Here is a 16,700-nt window from a genome sequence, read left to right as displayed (position 1 = left end):
TGTCCGAAGTCTATTATATCCCGTCTATCATCTTCCGCCTATTATCTCCTCTAAAAATCCAATCATCCAAAAATCTAATAATCTATTAGCTATCTCTCCAAAATAATCTTCAGGTAATTAAGGCTCGTATCCATATCGTTACCTAATGTGCCCTTCATCATGGCAGTCATTAAATTCATTGGGTACTTGCTGTTGCCGCTCATGCCCCAGGTAACTTTAGTGCTGTGTTCGGTAAGGGGCTGCGTAGCCATATAAATGTGGGCGGTGTTTTTAAATGGCTTTACAAACCTGATTGTTATAGTAATGCGTTCGTTAGGTGCAATACCGGTAATTTCCTGTTCGCCTTCGCCGGCTTTTTTGCCAACCCACGCCTGTTTAAAGCCCACGGTGCCATCTATGCCGGTGTTGGTAACCCTTTTGTCTGGGTCGCGCATAACCCACTTGCTGTAATGCTCCTGATTGTTTAGCAGCTTAACATAATCAAACACCGTGTGTACGGGTTTGTCTATAACAATGCTGCGCTCAATAACATAATCTTTAGGGATAAACAGTGCAATAAACAGCGCCGTTATGATAATTGAAAGAAGGGTTATAAGTAGGATGGAAAGTACTGTCATGGTTTGTTGTTTTTCTAATAATGGTTATGCTTTGGTGTAATGCAATACGGCTATGCCGCAATTAAACGCTTTGGCCTCTTTAAGCTGTAAATTAAGCGTGCCGGTTATTTCCTGAAAAATAGGCAGGCCTTTGCCCAAAGCAGCAGGGTTTACAAACAGGTAGTAGTCGTCAATAAGGCCGGCTTTTATAAGCGATGATACAAAAGTTGCGCCGCCATAAGCAATAATGTCGCCGCCATTTCGGTTTTTCAGGTTGTTTATTTCTCCAATATACTCTCCTGTGGCCAGCGTGGTATTCACCCAGTCGGAAGATTTTAGCGTCTTTGTAAAAACTATTTTGGGCGTGGCCGTCATAAGCTCAGAGCCGGCATCGGCAGTTTCGGGGTTGGCCTGCATTTGCTCCCAGTGCGGAATAAACCCTTCTGCCAGCTTTCGGCCCAGGAGTATCGTATCTATATCATTACAAAGCTCGGTAACATAAGCATTAATATCATCGCCCCAATCCCAGCGCATCCAGTCCATTTCGCTTTCGGGGCCGGCAATAAATCCGTCAACCGACATCTGTACCTGCAGTTTTAACTTTCTCATTCTATGGTTTGTTTTTTAGTAAACAATATATAATCCAGGCTGTATTTTCCGCCACCGGCAACAAATAGGGGCAGGCACATAATCAGGAAAATAAAAGCATGGACCTTGGCATCAAAAGGGGCAATAATGTAGAGCACTACCATAGTTATAAAAGCGGGTACAATGGCAAAGCGGGTAAACAAACCCAATGCTATAAGGATGCCGCAAAAAAACTCTGCAAAAATTACAAGGTTGCCAATAATATCACCAAACATGGGCACTATAGTGTCGTAATTGGCAAGCATACCATAACCGATATAAGTAAACATACCGCCAAACAACAGCCTTAACAGCAGTGCTCCCAAATCGGGGTTAAGCGACAGGGGACTTAATAATCTTTTCATACGTTAAGTTTTTATTAAATTTTTTATGAATTTAATAATTTATGCTTGCTATTGCAAATTTAAATGAAATGTTTAGTTTTGTTACTGTGCTTAAAAGTCAACATAAGGGGGCATTTGAGACAAAAGCATGTTTTTAATAAAAACGCCAAGCCAAACCATTATGCAAGTAGCCATTATTCTTACCCACGACCATCGCCTTTTAAGCGCCGCCGCGGTGCTCGATGTATTTGAAACCGCCAATCGTTTTTATACCGAAGACGGCCTCGACCAGCCTTTTACCCTCTCGCTTTTGCACCAGTCCAATCACGCGGCAAGCGCTTATGATAAGCATTTGCGCAGGCCGGTTGAGGCCGGATCGTATTACGATTTAATATTGGTACCCTCTTTTAAACACGATGGTATTGGCGAGGCCATAAACGCAAATTTGGCATGGATACCCTGGCTGCAAAACCAGTATGCCGAAGGCGCTGCCGTTGCCAGTTTTTGCACGGGTGCCTTTTTGCTTGCCGCTGCCGGATTGTTAGATAATAAGCCTGCAACCACCCATATTAATGCCGAGGCTGCCTTTGCAAGGCTCTTTCCGTTGGTGCAATTACAGGCCGAAGCGGTGGTGACCGAGAAAGACCGTGTGTACACCAGTGGCGGGGCAACCAATACCTTCCATTTACTAATGCTATTGCTTGAGGTGTATTGCAGTAAAGAGGTGGCGGTGCGTGCTGCCAAGGTTTTTTCGATTGACCTGGACCGTAACCGGCAAACCTATTTTGGCACCTTTGCGCCGGCTCACGATCATGGCGATGCCCTGGTTAAGCAAACGCAGGACCAGATTAAAAAACACTTTAGCAAGGCCAATACCATAGAAGAAATTATTATAGATGTGCCCGCCAGCCGCCGCAACCTGGTGCGCCGCTTTAAGTTGGTTACCGGCATTACCCCAATAGAATACCTGCAAAAAACACGTATTGAGGCCGCCAAGCAATTGCTGGAGCAATCGCGACACAGCATACTGGAAGTGATGCTGGAGAGCGGCTACAACGACCTGAAGACTTTTCGCTCCCTCTTTAAAAAAACCGTAGGCATGACCCCCAAAATGTACAGGGATAAGTTTAGCGGGCAGATGGTTTAAAAGGATTGTTAGACTTTTAGATATTTAGATTTAAGAATACGATTTAAAGCCTGACAGAGTAACGATCTAATAATCTAACTATCTAAAAAAATCCAACAATCTAAAAAAGATTGTTCCTATATTTGCCGCCTAAGTTCTTTACTTAATTTCTTTCAAACGGAAATGGTTATCGGCGAAAGCCGGTATTAAAAGGGAATCGTGTGCAAATCACGAACTGTCGCGCAACTGTAAGTAACGCAAAAGTTTTTACCCATGTTGTCCACTGCCTGTACAGGTGGGAAGGACGGTAAAAATGTTACAAGTCAGGAGACCTGCCATAACTAACTTGACAATGCTTTCGCGATCTGGAGCTATTGGTTGAACCTCCCCCGTTACAGGATAACTGTATCGTGCCGGTACCGCTATATACTTCCTTTAAGGCATTGTGAAATGGGCAAAAGGGCTTTTAACTAATTTATTAATTTTTTAAAAGCAAAAAAAAATGTTCACAAACAATCTTGGCTACCCGCGTATTGGTAGCAACAGAGAGCTCAAAAAAGCCTGCGAAAACTACTGGGCAGGCAACACCACCCAACAAGAGCTACTGCACACAGCCCAACAGCTAAGGCTGCAAAACCTAAACCTGCAAAAAGAGGCGGGAATCGACCTTATTCCGTCTAACGATTTTTCGCTGTACGACCAGGTATTAGACCTTTCCTTAACCCTTGGGGCCATACCTAAAAGGTATAATGCACTGGGTACAGATAGCCTTACCGACCTGTATTTTGCCATGGCGCGCGGCTATCAGCAAAACGGGCTCGACGTTACCGCTATGGAAATGACCAAGTGGTTCGACACCAACTACCATTATATAGTGCCTGAGTTTTATAAAGACCAGGAGTTTACCTTCTTCTCAAAAAAAATAACCAACGAGTTTTTAGAGGCCAAAGCAAACGGCATTATTACCAAGCCGGTTATTATTGGCCCGGTATCGTACCTGCTGTTGGGTAAAGAAAAAGAAGCCGGTTTTGAGAGGATCGACCTTATAAACAAGCTACTGCCGGTATACCTCGAAATTATTACAGAACTGGTTGCAAACGGCGCACAATGGATTCAGTTTGATGAGCCTTTCCTGGCGTTAGACCTTACCGATAAAGATAAAGCGGCGTTTACGCATGTATATAACGAGATAAAAAATGCTTTCCCTAACCTAAAGGTTTTGCTGGCCACGTATTTTGAGGGCTTACGCGATAACACGCAGTTAGCGGTTTCGTTACCGGTATGCGCCCTGCATTTAGATTTGGTGCGCTGCCCAGAGCAGTTAGACGATGTACTGGCTATTGTGCCCGAAGGGCTAAGCCTTTCGCTTGGTGTGGTAGACGGGCGTAACATCTGGAAGAACGATTTTACGGCATCGCTTAAAATTATAGACCGCGTGGCCAGGAAAATCGGCAAAAGCCGAATTATCATATCGCCATCGTGCTCGCTGCTGCATTCGCCATGCGACCTCGGCCTTGAAACCAACGAGGCTACATTAAGTGCCGAAATCAAGCAATGGATGGCATTTGCCAGACAAAAAATAAACGAGGTTGTTGTGCTTAAACAACTGGCCAATAGCGATAATATTACCAATGCTGCCAACAGCCTTAAAGAAAATATTACGGCAAATGCTGCGCGTAAAACATCGGCCCTAATACACAACACTGCCGTTAAAAACAGGGTGGCTGCCATTACAGAAGATGATGCCAAACGCAACAGCCCGTACAGCATCCGTAAAAATATACAGGCACTTGCGCTGCAATTGCCATTGTACCCCACCACAACTATTGGGTCGTTTCCGCAAACGGCAGAGGTGCGCAGCTGGAGGGCACAGCTTAAAAAAGGCAGCATTACGCAAAGTCATTACGAAGAACTGGTTAAAAAAGAAACCGAAGAAACCATCCGTTTCCAGGAGTCTATTGGCATGGATGTGTTGGTGCACGGCGAGTTTGAACGTAATGACATGGTAGAATATTTTGGCGAACAGCTGCAAGGCTTTGCCTTTACCAAAAATGGCTGGGTACAAAGCTATGGCAGCCGCTGCGTTAAGCCACCGGTTATTTATGGCAACGTTTCGAGGCCTAAGGGCATGACGGTTCAATGGTCGGCTTACGCGCAATCGCTTACCAATAAAATAGTAAAAGGTATGCTTACGGGCCCAGTTACCATACTGCAATGGTCTTTTGTACGCAACGACCAGCCCCGCAGCACTACCTGTACCGAGATTGCACTGGCCATTCGCGATGAGGTTTCCGACCTGGAAACTGCGGGCATCCGGGTAATCCAGATCGATGAGCCGGCCATACGCGAGGGGCTTCCGTTGCGCAAAAACCAGTGGCGCGAATACCTGGACTGGGCGGTTAAAGCCTTCAGGATATCGGCATCATCGGTTAGCGATGCAACGCAGATACATACGCACATGTGCTACTCTGAATTTAACGATATTATTCAGGATATTGCCAATATGGATGCCGATGTAATTACGATAGAATGCTCTCGCTCTCAGATGGAATTGCTGGATGCTTTTGCCGATTTTAAATACCCTAACCAGATAGGTCCCGGCGTATATGATATTCATTCGCCACGCGTACCATCTAAAAATGAGATGGTTGCCCTTATGGATAAGGCAGCATTGGTTATACCGCAGGAGCAGCTTTGGGTTAACCCGGACTGTGGGCTTAAGACCCGCCACTGGCCCGAAACTAAGGAAGCGCTTACACAAATGGTAGCCGCGGCTAAAGATTTAAGGGCGAAACAATTAGCCATTTCCTGATATTTTGTTAATTCTGCCTGTATAGATTAGGCTATATGCAGGCAGAATTATTATCTTTATCGTTTTGAATACAAGACCAAGAACATGACACTAACAAATGCAGTAATTACTGCCGTGGGCGGATATGTGCCTGATACTGTTTTAGATAACGCCGCTCTGGAAAAAATGGTGGAGACTTCTAACGAATGGATAATTGCGCGAACGGGTATTAAAGAAAGACGAATTGCGTCAGATCCGCGCATGGCAACAAGCGATATGGCGGTTTTAGCCATTAAAAACCTTCTCGAAAACTACAATATCCAACCGGAGGAAATAGATTGCCTTATCTTAGCTACCTCTACCCCCGATTATATATTAGCCCCAACAGCCGCGCTGGTTTGCCACAAAGCAGGCCTGCTTAACGCTTTTGGTTTAGACCTTAATGCCGCCTGCAGCGGCTTTTTATATGCCCTTTCAACCGGGGGTATGTTTATAGAAAGCGGCAGGTATAAAAAAGTGCTTGTAATTGGTGCCGATAAAATGAGCAGCATTGTAAATTACGAAGACCGTAACACCTGTATACTTTTTGGCGATGGCGCCGGGGTGGTGCTTTTAGAGCCTACCCAGGATACTGCTACAGGCATACAAAATAATATTTTTATGACCGATGGCCTTGGCGGAAGCATACTATCTGTACCGGCCGGAGGATCTGAATTTCCTGCTACGGCAGAAACAGTTGCCGGTAAAAAACATTTTGTACAACAGGATGGGCGCACCGTTTTTAAAAATGCTATTAAAGGTATGAGCAATGCCTGCAAACAGGTGTTAGAAAAAAACAACCTTACCGCACAGGATATCGACTGGGTTATACCGCACCAGGCCAACCTGCGTATTATAGATGCAGTAGGCGAGAGGCTGGATATACCCAAAGAAAAAATTAAAGTAAATATAGAACGCTACGGCAATACCACGGCCGGCACACTGCCGCTTTGCCTGTGGGATTTTAAGAACGACTTTAAGCCGGGCGATAAAATACTTCTTACTGCCTTTGGCGCCGGGTTTACCTGGGGTGCTACCTATATGGTTTGGGGCGATGTAAGAAATAACTAAACAATAATAAATGACTTTAGAAGAAAAAATATTAGCCGCCGAAACCCACATTTTTAAGGCGGTTTTTCCTAATACTACCAATCATTACGATACACTTTTTGGGGGCGCTGCCATGCATTTAATGGATGAGGTTGCCTTTATTACCGCTACCCGTTTTAGCCGCCAGCGTGTGGTTACGGTTAGCAGCGACCGTATCGACTTTAAAAAGCCGATACCTGCCGGTACTTTTGCCGAGTTTATTGGTAAAGTAGGCCATATTGGCAACACCAGTATGCAGGTGCACGTAGAGATTTTTGTAGAAGATATGTATTCCCTAAAGAGGGAAAAAGCCATAACGGGTAACTTTACCTTTGTGGCCATAAACGAAAATAAAGAGCCAATATCTATTAACAGATAGTTACTGCGCTACATTAAATTCTAATCCAAGGCCCCGGTATCCAGTAATGGTAATACCGGGGTCTTCGTTAAAATACTTACGCAAACGGCTAATAAAAACATCCATACTGCGGCCCGAGAAAAAATCATCGCTGCCCCAAATTTCCGTCAATATGTCTTCGCGTTTAAGCAGGCGGTTGCGGTTGTTGTTCAGGTAGCTTATAAGGTGTACCTCTTTTTCGGTAAGGCGGTGTACAATATTATTAAAGCTAAGGGTGTAGTTTGCCGTATTAAAGGTATACCCACCAATAGTAATTTGCTGTTTATTGTTAGCGCTTACCGGCGCTGATCGTTGCGTACGCCTAAGTATGTTATTAATGCGCAATATCAGCTCGTCGGCCTCAAAGGGCTTAACCACATAATCATCAGCGCCAAGCTTAAGCCCCTTAATTTTATCTTCTTTTAATCCTTTTGCGGTTAAAAACACAATAGGCGTTTCAGGATAATCGGTAATGATATTCTCAGCCAGCGTAAAGCCATCCATTTTGGGCATCATCACATCAAAAACACAAATATCGGGCTGGGTAGCAGCAAAAACAGCCAGGGCTTCGGCACCATCTTTAGCCCATGTAACCCTAAAGCCGGATATCTCCAGGTATTGTTTTAAAATACTGGCATAATCAAAATCGTCTTCGGCTAAAAGAATGTGTTTCATGCTAACGGTATAGATAGTGTAAAGGTGCTTCCGTGGCCTTCATCGCCGGTAACGGCAACGCTGCCTTTGTAGGCTTCGGTAATCTGGCGCACATAGTGCAGGCCTAACCCCAGGCCTTTAGTGTTGTGAATGTTGCCCTTTTGCACGCGGTAAAACTTATCAAATATAACCGTTTTTTCTTTTTGAGGAATGCCCATGCCATCATCGGTTACAGAGAGTACCGCATTACCATCAACATCCTCCAGAGCTATTGTAATGTTGCTGCCGCCATATTTAACGGCATTATCCAGAAGGTTAATTAGCAGGGTAGCAAGATGAAAACGGTCTATATAAATAGTGGCATTACCATTAGGGCAATGGATGGTTACGTTGGGGCCAGAGAGCATAAAATCGTGCACTATCTGCTTAATGTCGTTGCAGTTTAAAGCCTCTGCATGAGAGGTAGGTATAACATCGGTTGCAACCGATGCCTGTGTAACCTGGCTAAACAGCTTTTGCATGCGCTGGTTTTGCCTGCTTATAATAGAAAGGGTGTTGTTAAACTGATCTGGCGTTAGCTCCTGCTCTTTGCGTTGCAGAGTTTTAACGGCAATATCCATAGCGGCTATAGGCGTTTGGAACTCGTGGGTAATGTTGTTTACAAAGTCGGTCTTTATATCGGCGGTTTTCTTTTGGGTAATAAGGTTTTTAATCGAAAAATAAAACAGCACCACCACAAAAGCCAGTAAAGCACCTGTAAAAATAAGCAGGCCAACCATTTTTGCAGCTACCTCTGTTTGCCAGTTGGCAATACTATAGGAGCGTTTGGTAATAACTTCAAAATCCAGGCTTACATCATCGGGACTGGCCTGCGGAATACTGCCATGCCAGTTAGACTGCGATGCATCCAGCTCTTCGGCATTTTCGGTATTGTTGCCATACAGCAGTATTTTTTCAGAAAACAGGGTATCGCCCTCCTTCTGGCAATCTCTAAAAAGTATAACATTATCTATATAATTGCTGTAGCTAACATTGTAACCTTCAAAAAAACGCTCCTTGATTATAAACCGCGACATAACCTTAGATAGCGAATCGCTTATTTTAGCAATGTTCGTTTTATATTGCTCTTTGGTGCTTTGCCCGCGGTGGTATTCGTCCATAAACCGGGAGGTGTTTTCCATCCACACCGCATTTATAGTGTCGAATTTTCCGGTGGTTTCCAGCTTTAGGAGCTGTTGCCGTATGGCGCCATCGGCCTCTTTAGCGTACAGCTTGTAGGTGTTAAATATAAAATAGCCCTGTATGCAGGCAAGTGCTGCTACGGTTATAATGCATCCGGTAATTAAAAGGGCAATTTTACGTTTCATTATACAGGCAAAAACAATATACAAAGCTACTGTATTATGGCACATGCCCTTTAAAAAATAATGCGTTAACCCATCGTTAACTCACAAAAGTGTAACACGGTTAATTTGATTGGCGCAAAATGGTTTACCGCCTTATTTTGCCCTGCCTATTAACCTGTTATTAACCCAGCATTAACCGTGCAACCCAATGTATTTGCAGAGATTTGCAACAATCAATCAAAACAATCATCATGGGTTCATCATCAATCAAAATCATTTTGTTACTGCTCTTTAGCCTCAGGGCTATGGCACAAAGCCCGGGCGTTTCGGGCAACGTAAAAGACGCTGCTAAAAACCCGGTGGCTTTTGCCGATGTGGTATTACTGCAGGTGCAGGATTCCGCAGTATATAAAGCTACGTTAACCACCGAGGCCGGCCGCTTTGCGATAACCGGTATTACACCCGGCAACTACATTTTAAAGATAAGCGCTTTGGGTTTTGCCGATTATAAAAAGCCCATTGCTATTGAAGGTGCTACCGAAGTGTCCGATGTTATACTGAACGAAACCGCAAAAGAACTTAACGATGTGGTTATTAACTCTAAACGCCCGGTGGTGCGCCGTAAAATTGACCGGTTGGAATTTGACGTGGAGAATTCCATACTATCATCTGACAATGCGTGGGAAATACTTAAAAAGACCCCCGGTGTTACCGTTGGTATGAACGGACTATCGATAAGGGGAAGCAGCGGCATCCTGGTTACCATTAACGATAAGAAGGTGTACCTTACAGGAACAGAGCTTAAAAACCTGCTGGAAAACACCAACGGCGAAGACATAAAATCGGTGGAGGTTATAACCACGCCGCCTGCCAAATATGAGGCGCAGGGCAGTGCGGTGCTCAACATAAAAATGAAAAAGAACGGGTCTAAGGGCTACAAGGCATCGCTATCGGGGGCTTACGTGCAAACCATGTATCCTAAAGGTGTGGTCTCTACCAACCATTACTATAAAAACAACAAGTTTTCGGTTTACGGGGGCTATATGTTTGGCTCCGGGCATTACTACAACGAGAGCGATACCGAGGTGCGGTATTCTGATGCGGCGGGCAACACGCAATCTATCTGGAAGAGCAGGGAAGAGGCCAATTACAGGGCCACATCGCAAAACAGTTACAACCTTACGGCAGAATACCAGCTGGATACACTAAACACCGTTAATGTGGGTGTAAACGGATTTTTCAGCCTTAAAAGTACCGCCCATTTTGATGGCAATACGTCTATATATGGCGCAGGCGGGCAGCTGGATTCTATCTATACTACCCACAACCACCGTGATTATCCTCAAAAAAATAATACCATTAACGGCTCTTTTGAGCACAAGTTTACCGATAAGAACAAGCTAACCTTTTCGTCGGATTTTACACGCCACTACTTTAACCAGGACCAGGGGGTATTGGCGGCTTTTTCATTACCGGGCTTAGATCCGTACCGTATCAATAACATTATTAGTGGCGATACAAGGCGCATTAGCCTTTTTTCTGCCCAGGCCGATTTTAACGGCGAGAAAGAAGGATATACCATAGAAGCCGGCCTGCGCTACGGACTGGTTAATGCCAAAAACCAGTTTAGTTATTTAAACGATTCGCAGTCGGACATGGCTATGGATAACCGCTTTTTGTATGATGAGTCGGTTTTTGCGGGCTATACCAGCCTTAATAAAGAGTTTGGTAAATGGAGCCTACAGGCGGGGCTTAGGGGAGAGTATACCCACCTTAAAGGCAATTCGGTTACAACGGCCGAGGTTAATAAGCAAAACTATTTTAAGGTGTTTCCAACCCTGTATGCCATGTATAAGGCTAATGATAATAACCAGATAGGGCTGTCGTACGGCAAGCGCATTATCCGTCCGCAATATTCGGCGTTAAACCCTTTCAGGCTGTATGCCAATCCGTATGCTTATAGTACGGGCGACCCACGTTTACAGCCGGCTATATCGCATAATTTCAGTTTGCTGTACACTTTAAAAGAGAAATATAATTTTGATGTGTACTACAACTACGAGAAAAAACCATCTATGGAAATTACTTACCAGGATTATGCCACCAGTACATTAGTAACACAGTTTACCAATATTAAAGATAACAGGGCGCTGGGGCTTAGCTTTAATACCAACATAGATGTTTTTGCCTGGTGGCAGCAGGGCTGGCAGGCCGATGTTAGCTACCTTGAGAATACTTTTCAGGGGCCGGACGGCGGGTTTTACACCAACAAAAAGTGGAATGCCAGTACCAGCCTAAACAACCGCTTTAACCTGAGCAGGAAAAAAGACTGGCTGGCAGAGGCTAATTTTTTCTACCAGTCGGCATCGGTGCAGGGTACAAATAACTACGGGCAAATTTCCAGCCTTAGCATGAGCCTTAAAAAGATTTTTTGGGAAGGCAAAGCCGAACTGGCCGTTATATTTTCTGATATTTATAAAGGGCAGCGCCAAACCATTACTACCCGCTATGCCAACCAGTATAGCTATACCGATAATTATGCCGACACCCAAACCTTTAGGTTACAGTTTAGGTACCGTTTTGGCAACCAGAAACTGGAGGGCAAGACTGCAAGGCAGGACAGCGAAGAGAAAGGGCGCTTGTAGTTAATTTAGCCACGAATTACACAAATTCCACCAATTTTTAATTAGTGAGATTCGTGTAATTCGTGGCAAATTTTACTAATCCTTAAAATAAAATTGATGGAATTAATTTACCTACACCATGTGAAGCATTAATTAAAAATTGGTGGAATTTGTGTAATTCGTGGCAAAAAAAAAGTAATGTAAGCTGCCTACCGGCAGGCAGGTTCGTGGCAAAGCTTAACTCTAAATTTTAAAAAAAGTTATAACGTACCCCTAAAAACATACGCCTGCCTTGTAACGATGCGTAGTTGTAGGTAGTATCAAATGTGTAGCCATTAGGGTTGGCAACAGGGTCATCTGCTGTTTTATTGAACGGGTCAAACGGACGCATAAGCGCATATTTAGGCACAAAGTCGAACACGTTTTTCATGCCGCCGTAAATTTCCAGACCGTAATCAAACTTTTTGGTAAACTGAATGTTGGCAACACAAAACCACGGCGAATATTCGGGCCTGTAATCGTTAGGCAAAATGGGCAGGCGCATGGGGCCGTACCAGTTGCCGGTAACATCTACACTATAATTTTTATTAAAGGTATAGGTGCCAATAAAGTTACCGCTCCACTTAGGGGCATGCAATTGCTGTATCTTATCTACGCCACCACCTGCACGTTCTTCCTTCTGAAAGACATCCATATATGATATACCTGCCATTAGCTTTAGCGGAAAGTTAAACTGCAAATCGGTATTTACAGATACCCCCTGCGATATGGCATGGCCGTTAAGGTTATCGTAGATAATCTTGGTAGGGTCGGTATCAAAATCGCCCACAATTTTATTGGTAAAGTAAGAGTAAAAGCCCGTAACATCCATACCCAAAACAAAATATTGGGTAGGCACTTTAAGCACATAATTAAGGTTACCGTTGTAGGTGCGCTCCGGGTTCAGGGCCTCGGCAATAATAACATCGCGGGCACCGGTAAGGGCGGCGTGGTCTTCGGTAAACAGGTTAACCACCCTAAAGCCCGTACCAAAACTGGCCCTGAAGGTGTTGTGCATATTGGGGCTAAACTTATAGGCCACCCGTGGCGAATGCACACCGCCGTGGTTTTTATCATAATCAAAACGGTAGCCGCCCAATACCTTGTGTTTACTGTTAATGGCCCACTCATCCTGAATAAACAATCCCGGCAGGGGGGTAACCTGAGGTTCGTTACTCAGGTCGGGGTTGGCGGTTGCAGGGGTGTTATCATCATAAACGGTGTAGCGCATTGCCGCACCCAGTAAAAAAGTATGGTTGTCGCCAAACTGCTTATCCCAATAGGTTTGTATAAAGCCCACCTGCTGGGTAGCCATATATGGGGTATCGCCATAATAGGAGTTCTGGTCGTGCCAGTTGTAGGAGAATTGGGTAAAAATCCTCTCGGTTGTAGGCAGTTGGTACAAGCCTATCAGTTCGGCACGGCGGGTATAGATGCTCTCGCCATAAATGCTGTCGCTGCCGCGCCATTGCTTGGTCCAGTTAAGTTCTCCGCCCCAACGGTCTTCGTACACATAGCGTCCTGCAAGGCTAAAAATGCGGTTGTCTTTACGGTCAAAGCTCCATTTATTAAAGATAGAGATACGGTTTTGCTGGGTAACATCGGTAAAGTTGTCGTTGTTTTTATCGGCCTTTACATTGTAATTAAAATAGTTAACCCCCAGTAACGATGTTGCCTTGCCGGCCTTTAGCTTAACCGCGGCATCCAGGCTTTGCTCGCCCCAGCTGGTTAAAAAATAGTCGGCACTAACAACGGGAGCTTTGTACGGCGTTTTGGTAATTACGTTAATGATGCCCCCCATAGCCTCCGACCCGTACAACGATGATGCCGGGCCTTTAACCACCTCTATACGCTCTACAATACTGTTGGGTATGCCGCTAAGGCCATATACGGTAGACAGCGAACTAACAATAGGCATACCGTCTATCAATATCATGGTGTACGGGCCTTCCATACCATTTATATGGATGTCGCCCGTGTTGCATACATTGCAGTTAAGTTGAGGCTGAACGCCGTTTATCATGCCCACGGCCTCAAATAAGCTTGGGGTTGGATTTTTTTTAAACAATTTTGGAGTGATAATCTCTACCGGTATCGAACTTTCAGACCGGCTTACCTCTTTCATGGTACCGGTAATAACTACTTCATCTAACGCCTGGCTGTCTTCCTGTAAAGCAATGTTAAGTGTTACCGGAGTTGCGCTGTTTACCGTTACTTTTTTACGGGTTGTTTTAACGCCAATGGCACTAAAAATAATTTCGTAACTGCCGTTAGGTATATTTTTAAAGGAATAGTTACCATCGGCATCGGCAACGGTGGTGGTACCAAGCGGAGAGAGAATAACATTAACAGATGGTATGGCATCGCGGCCACCGGTAATTTTACCGCTAATACTCCCTGTCTGGGCAAACCCAAACGAACTAACAAACAACAGAATGTAAAGATATATTTTCATTAGGTTAATTTACTTTTTTATAATTGCAAAACTATAAATTTAGATTAACCTAAAATAATATTTTATGTAAACTTTAAAAAATTATTTTAATACCTGAATAATTTGTTGCTGCCATTTTGCAATTTTCTCAGGCGTAGCGCGGTCTGCGCCATCAAAAAATAAGTGACTGATGATATCAAATCCGCAATAGGTGTAAATGCCGGTATCCGACGTTAAGCTTAGCGCCTTATCCATACCCAGGGCCTCATATTCTTGTTGCGATTTACCGTGGGTGTTAATTATAATGGCTTTTTTGCCCTTCAATAATCCCATTTGTACGCCCTTATCGTATTTGTATGCAAAGCCATAAGAAAACACCCTATCTATATAGCCTTTTAAAATGGCGGGCAGGCCAGTCCACCATATAGGGTAGATAAACGTAATGCAGCCGGCCCATTGTATGTGCTGCTGTTCTGCGGCAACATCGGGTGCAACGGTGCCGGCACGCTGGCCTTCCAGGTCTTGTAAAGATAATACGGGGTTAAAATTCAGGGTGTTCAGGTCGCGCACCACAACGCTGTGTCCGGCTTGTGTCAGAGCGGCAACAACGGTTTCTTTAAGGGTATGGTTAATACTTGCCGGGTTGGGGTGGGCATAAATAACTAAATGGTTCATAACGTTTGTAGTTTAAAATTATACTACAAACGTACTTTAAGAGGCTGTGCTAAAATTGGAAGAAAACGAAACTACCCCTGAACCTCAGACCTGCAAAACTCCTGTTGCAGCTTTATGTAGTTTAGGGGAGATAGGCCAATGTAGTATTTAAAATCGGCAATAAGGTGGCTTTGGTCGTAGTAGCCAAAAGCCTCGATAAAATCGAACCAGTTAATTTTTTCGCCTTTTGGCAGTGGCAGCGCTATGCTATCAAGCACTTTTTGAAAACGCGAAAACCGGCCAATTTCTTTAGCACTATACCCCAATTGCTTTTTGTAATGCAGCTGTATGCTCCTTTCAGACAAACCACTTTTTTGGGCAATAACCTTTATGGGGTTAAAATAGTCTGTATCTGTGGTATCGGTTATCATGCTGTGGCTATCGGCAATGTAGGCTTTGGCGTAATTAAGCAGGTAATTGATTTTGGCCTCGGGTTCCGGCAGTAGCAGGAGTTGCTCATGCAGTACCGAAAAGCAGTGGCTGCCAATAAGCTTATCGGGGTGGGTAAATAAAAATCCGGCAGGCATGGCGGTGCCGAAAAACCTGTAAAAAGCATCGTCTTTAAAACTGGCAACCAGTATAGAGCTGCTCGGTGCCATGCTGTATTGCAGTACTTTTTTAAGCGGGGCGGTAACGGTAACATCGTCTACAACATGCTCGCTATCGCCGTTTACTTTAAGGGGCTTGCCGAAGTTAAAAACCATAAGGGGTTTAAAATCGGGCAGTAAAATTTTATTAATGTCAGTATTACCTGAGTTTACGCCGTAATAAAAGTGGGTAAAAACGGTGGCCCAATCGTCTGGCACGGCAAAACGGTTGCCATAATAGTCTGATTTATGCGTGTTTTTATCCAAAATTTTTAAATATTAAGGGCGTGTTTCTCAAATTTACTAAATATAACATTGGTAGGGCTATTTATTTTTAAGATACGCCTGTAATTGCTATTTTTACCGCAAGCCTAACCGCCTTAAAGCATTGAAAACAAAGGGGAATTTTATAACTATTAAACCGCAGGACGAGCTGGTAGCAAAGTACATTGAGTGCTATTATTTTCACACATCTGATGATCCCGGTTTTAACAGCAGGTTTACCTTTTATCCTAACTACAAGCACGGGCTTACCATCTACAAAGATTCGGATGTTCGCTTTAGCGATACCAGCAGTATAGTAACCCCGGCTGAAGCCGAAAAATATATAGCTTTATATTCGGTTAATACCAACCAAAGCTTTGATGTAAGCCTTACCGGACGTTTTAATAAAATAGGTGTGGTGTTTAATCCCGTTGGCATTAACCATTTTATGAGTAAGCCTGTTAGCGATGTTTTTACTCCGGCTTTTGCCGAATTTACCTACTTTGAACCCGGCTTGCAAACGGCTGCAAATGCTGCTTTTGCCGAAACTAACATTACCTTAAAAGGCAGTTACCTTGATGCTTTTTTTAAGAGTGCTTATTGCGGGTTTGACGAGCCTGTAATTAAAAAAGCCGTTCAGGAGATACTGAACAGCAACGGGTCTGTTAGGGTAGAAGAATTGTCAGATCATACCGGGGTAAACCGTAAAACGCTGCTCAGGCTTTTTAAAAAGCATTTATGCACATCTGTAGAAGAATACAAAAAGCTGGTAATGTTCAGGAATGCCTTAAACTACTCGCAGCATGCCGGCGAAGATGCCACCCTTACCGATGTTGCCCTGTACAGCCTGTATTACGACCAGGCCCATTATATAAAACACTTTAAGGCATTTACAAAACAGTCGCCTAAAGAGTTGTTGTCTAAACTTACGCAGTTAGACAACCGCGATATTTACTGGCGTTTTGAAGATTAATCGGTGTGTCCCAATTTTACAATTTTTACATTTATATCCTCTCTATATTTGTTGTA

14 protein-coding genes and 1 riboswitch are annotated in these 16,700 nt (G+C 44.0%); of the genes, 6 read left to right on the top strand and 8 right to left on the bottom strand.

What is annotated here, in order from left to right; translation table 11 throughout:
* Positions 1 to 89: 89 nt before the first annotated feature.
* Genes G509_RS0104955 through G509_RS22740 form a run of 3 tightly spaced genes read right to left on the bottom strand, consistent with a single transcriptional unit; the run spans position 90 to position 1,588 of the window.
* Positions 90 to 617, bottom strand: coding sequence for an SRPBCC family protein (locus G509_RS0104955; protein WP_026990511.1), 528 nt, complete (start codon positions 615 to 617; stop codon positions 90 to 92).
* A 24-nt stretch (positions 618 to 641) separates the two neighbouring features.
* A complete protein-coding gene (locus tag G509_RS0104950; protein WP_026990510.1) occupies positions 642 to 1,205 on the bottom strand; it encodes a dihydrofolate reductase family protein in 564 nt (187 codons plus the stop codon).
* Entirely contained in the window at positions 1,202 to 1,588 is a 387-nt protein-coding gene (locus G509_RS22740) for a DoxX family protein (RefSeq protein ID WP_051199946.1), read from the bottom strand. Before G509_RS22740 ends, G509_RS0104950 begins: the two co-directional genes overlap by 4 nt.
* Before the next feature lie 160 nt (positions 1,589 to 1,748).
* Here G509_RS22740 and G509_RS0104935 point away from each other — a divergent pair, with 160 nt between their 5' ends.
* From G509_RS0104935 to G509_RS0104920, 4 genes are all read left to right on the top strand, one after another.
* Positions 1,749 to 2,714, top strand: a complete 966-nt coding sequence (locus G509_RS0104935) for a GlxA family transcriptional regulator (RefSeq protein WP_026990509.1) — start codon at positions 1,749 to 1,751, stop codon at positions 2,712 to 2,714.
* 146 nt (positions 2,715 to 2,860) lie between these two features.
* Positions 2,861 to 3,047: riboswitch (cobalamin riboswitch) on the top strand.
* 148 nt (positions 3,048 to 3,195) lie between these two features.
* Entirely contained in the window at positions 3,196 to 5,505 is a 2,310-nt protein-coding gene (gene metE, locus G509_RS0104930; RefSeq protein ID WP_026990508.1) for a 5-methyltetrahydropteroyltriglutamate--homocysteine S-methyltransferase, read from the top strand.
* 84 nt (positions 5,506 to 5,589) lie between these two features.
* A complete protein-coding gene (locus G509_RS0104925; protein ID WP_026990507.1) occupies positions 5,590 to 6,594 on the top strand; it encodes a beta-ketoacyl-ACP synthase III in 1,005 nt (334 codons plus the stop codon).
* A gap of 10 nt (positions 6,595 to 6,604) precedes the next feature.
* A complete protein-coding gene (locus tag G509_RS0104920) occupies positions 6,605 to 6,991 on the top strand; it encodes an acyl-CoA thioesterase (RefSeq protein ID WP_026990506.1) in 387 nt (128 codons plus the stop codon).
* Here the strand turns inward: G509_RS0104920 and G509_RS0104915 are convergent, their stop codons facing one another.
* Positions 6,992 to 7,684 carry a response regulator transcription factor gene (locus G509_RS0104915; RefSeq protein WP_026990505.1) on the bottom strand — a complete coding sequence of 231 codons (693 nt, stop codon included), beginning with the start codon at positions 7,682 to 7,684 and terminating at the stop codon, positions 6,992 to 6,994.
* A complete protein-coding gene (locus tag G509_RS0104910; RefSeq protein ID WP_026990504.1) occupies positions 7,681 to 9,030 on the bottom strand; it encodes a sensor histidine kinase in 1,350 nt (449 codons plus the stop codon). The genes G509_RS0104915 and G509_RS0104910 overlap by 4 nt, the downstream gene beginning before the upstream one ends.
* A gap of 230 nt (positions 9,031 to 9,260) precedes the next feature.
* Here G509_RS0104910 and G509_RS0104905 point away from each other — a divergent pair, with 230 nt between their 5' ends.
* Positions 9,261 to 11,654, top strand: coding sequence for a TonB-dependent receptor (locus G509_RS0104905; RefSeq protein WP_035738492.1), 2,394 nt, complete (start codon positions 9,261 to 9,263; stop codon positions 11,652 to 11,654).
* Positions 11,655 to 11,883: 229 nt separating this feature from the next.
* On the opposite strand, the gene G509_RS0104900 is transcribed toward G509_RS0104905, so the two are convergent.
* The 3 genes from G509_RS0104900 to G509_RS21460 all read right to left on the bottom strand — a co-directional run bounded on the left by G509_RS0104900 (position 11,884) and on the right by G509_RS21460 (position 15,674).
* Complete coding sequence (locus tag G509_RS0104900; RefSeq protein ID WP_081663239.1) at positions 11,884 to 14,127, bottom strand: TonB-dependent receptor; 2,244 nt, start codon at positions 14,125 to 14,127, stop codon at positions 11,884 to 11,886.
* Between the two features lie 81 nt (positions 14,128 to 14,208).
* Positions 14,209 to 14,781 carry an NAD(P)H-dependent oxidoreductase gene (locus G509_RS0104895; protein ID WP_026990501.1) on the bottom strand — a complete coding sequence of 191 codons (573 nt, stop codon included), beginning with the start codon at positions 14,779 to 14,781 and terminating at the stop codon, positions 14,209 to 14,211.
* A gap of 71 nt (positions 14,782 to 14,852) precedes the next feature.
* Positions 14,853 to 15,674, bottom strand: coding sequence for a helix-turn-helix domain-containing protein (locus tag G509_RS21460; protein WP_051199944.1), 822 nt, complete (start codon positions 15,672 to 15,674; stop codon positions 14,853 to 14,855).
* 121 nt (positions 15,675 to 15,795) lie between these two features.
* On the opposite strand from G509_RS21460, the gene G509_RS0104885 reads away from it, so the two are divergent.
* Positions 15,796 to 16,644 carry a helix-turn-helix domain-containing protein gene (locus G509_RS0104885; RefSeq protein WP_026990500.1) on the top strand — a complete coding sequence of 283 codons (849 nt, stop codon included), beginning with the start codon at positions 15,796 to 15,798 and terminating at the stop codon, positions 16,642 to 16,644.
* Positions 16,645 to 16,700: the final 56 nt, after the last annotated feature.

Origin of the sequence: Flavobacterium subsaxonicum WB 4.1-42 = DSM 21790, from assembly GCF_000422725.1 — a bacterium.
GTDB classification, from domain to species: Bacteria; Bacteroidota; Bacteroidia; order Flavobacteriales; family Flavobacteriaceae; genus Flavobacterium; species Flavobacterium subsaxonicum.
Note: the sequence above shows the minus strand (reverse complement) of the source record. Positions and strands in the feature narration are given on the sequence as shown.

Coding starts and splice junctions, on each gene's coding strand:
- G509_RS0104910 (WP_026990504.1), bottom strand. CDS start 9,030: ATGAAACGTAAAATTGCCCTTTTAATTACCGGATGCATTATAACCGTA.
- G509_RS0104905 (WP_035738492.1), top strand. CDS start 9,261: ATGGGTTCATCATCAATCAAAATCATTTTGTTACTGCTCTTTAGCCTC.
- G509_RS0104925 (WP_026990507.1), top strand. CDS start 5,590: ATGACACTAACAAATGCAGTAATTACTGCCGTGGGCGGATATGTGCCT.
- metE (WP_026990508.1), top strand. CDS start 3,196: ATGTTCACAAACAATCTTGGCTACCCGCGTATTGGTAGCAACAGAGAG.
- G509_RS22740 (WP_051199946.1), bottom strand. CDS start 1,588: ATGAAAAGATTATTAAGTCCCCTGTCGCTTAACCCCGATTTGGGAGCA.
- G509_RS0104895 (WP_026990501.1), bottom strand. CDS start 14,781: ATGAACCATTTAGTTATTTATGCCCACCCCAACCCGGCAAGTATTAAC.
- G509_RS0104950 (WP_026990510.1), bottom strand. CDS start 1,205: ATGAGAAAGTTAAAACTGCAGGTACAGATGTCGGTTGACGGATTTATT.
- G509_RS0104920 (WP_026990506.1), top strand. CDS start 6,605: ATGACTTTAGAAGAAAAAATATTAGCCGCCGAAACCCACATTTTTAAG.
- G509_RS0104900 (WP_081663239.1), bottom strand. CDS start 14,127: ATGAAAATATATCTTTACATTCTGTTGTTTGTTAGTTCGTTTGGGTTT.
- G509_RS0104935 (WP_026990509.1), top strand. CDS start 1,749: ATGCAAGTAGCCATTATTCTTACCCACGACCATCGCCTTTTAAGCGCC.
- G509_RS0104915 (WP_026990505.1), bottom strand. CDS start 7,684: ATGAAACACATTCTTTTAGCCGAAGACGATTTTGATTATGCCAGTATT.
- G509_RS0104955 (WP_026990511.1), bottom strand. CDS start 617: ATGACAGTACTTTCCATCCTACTTATAACCCTTCTTTCAATTATCATA.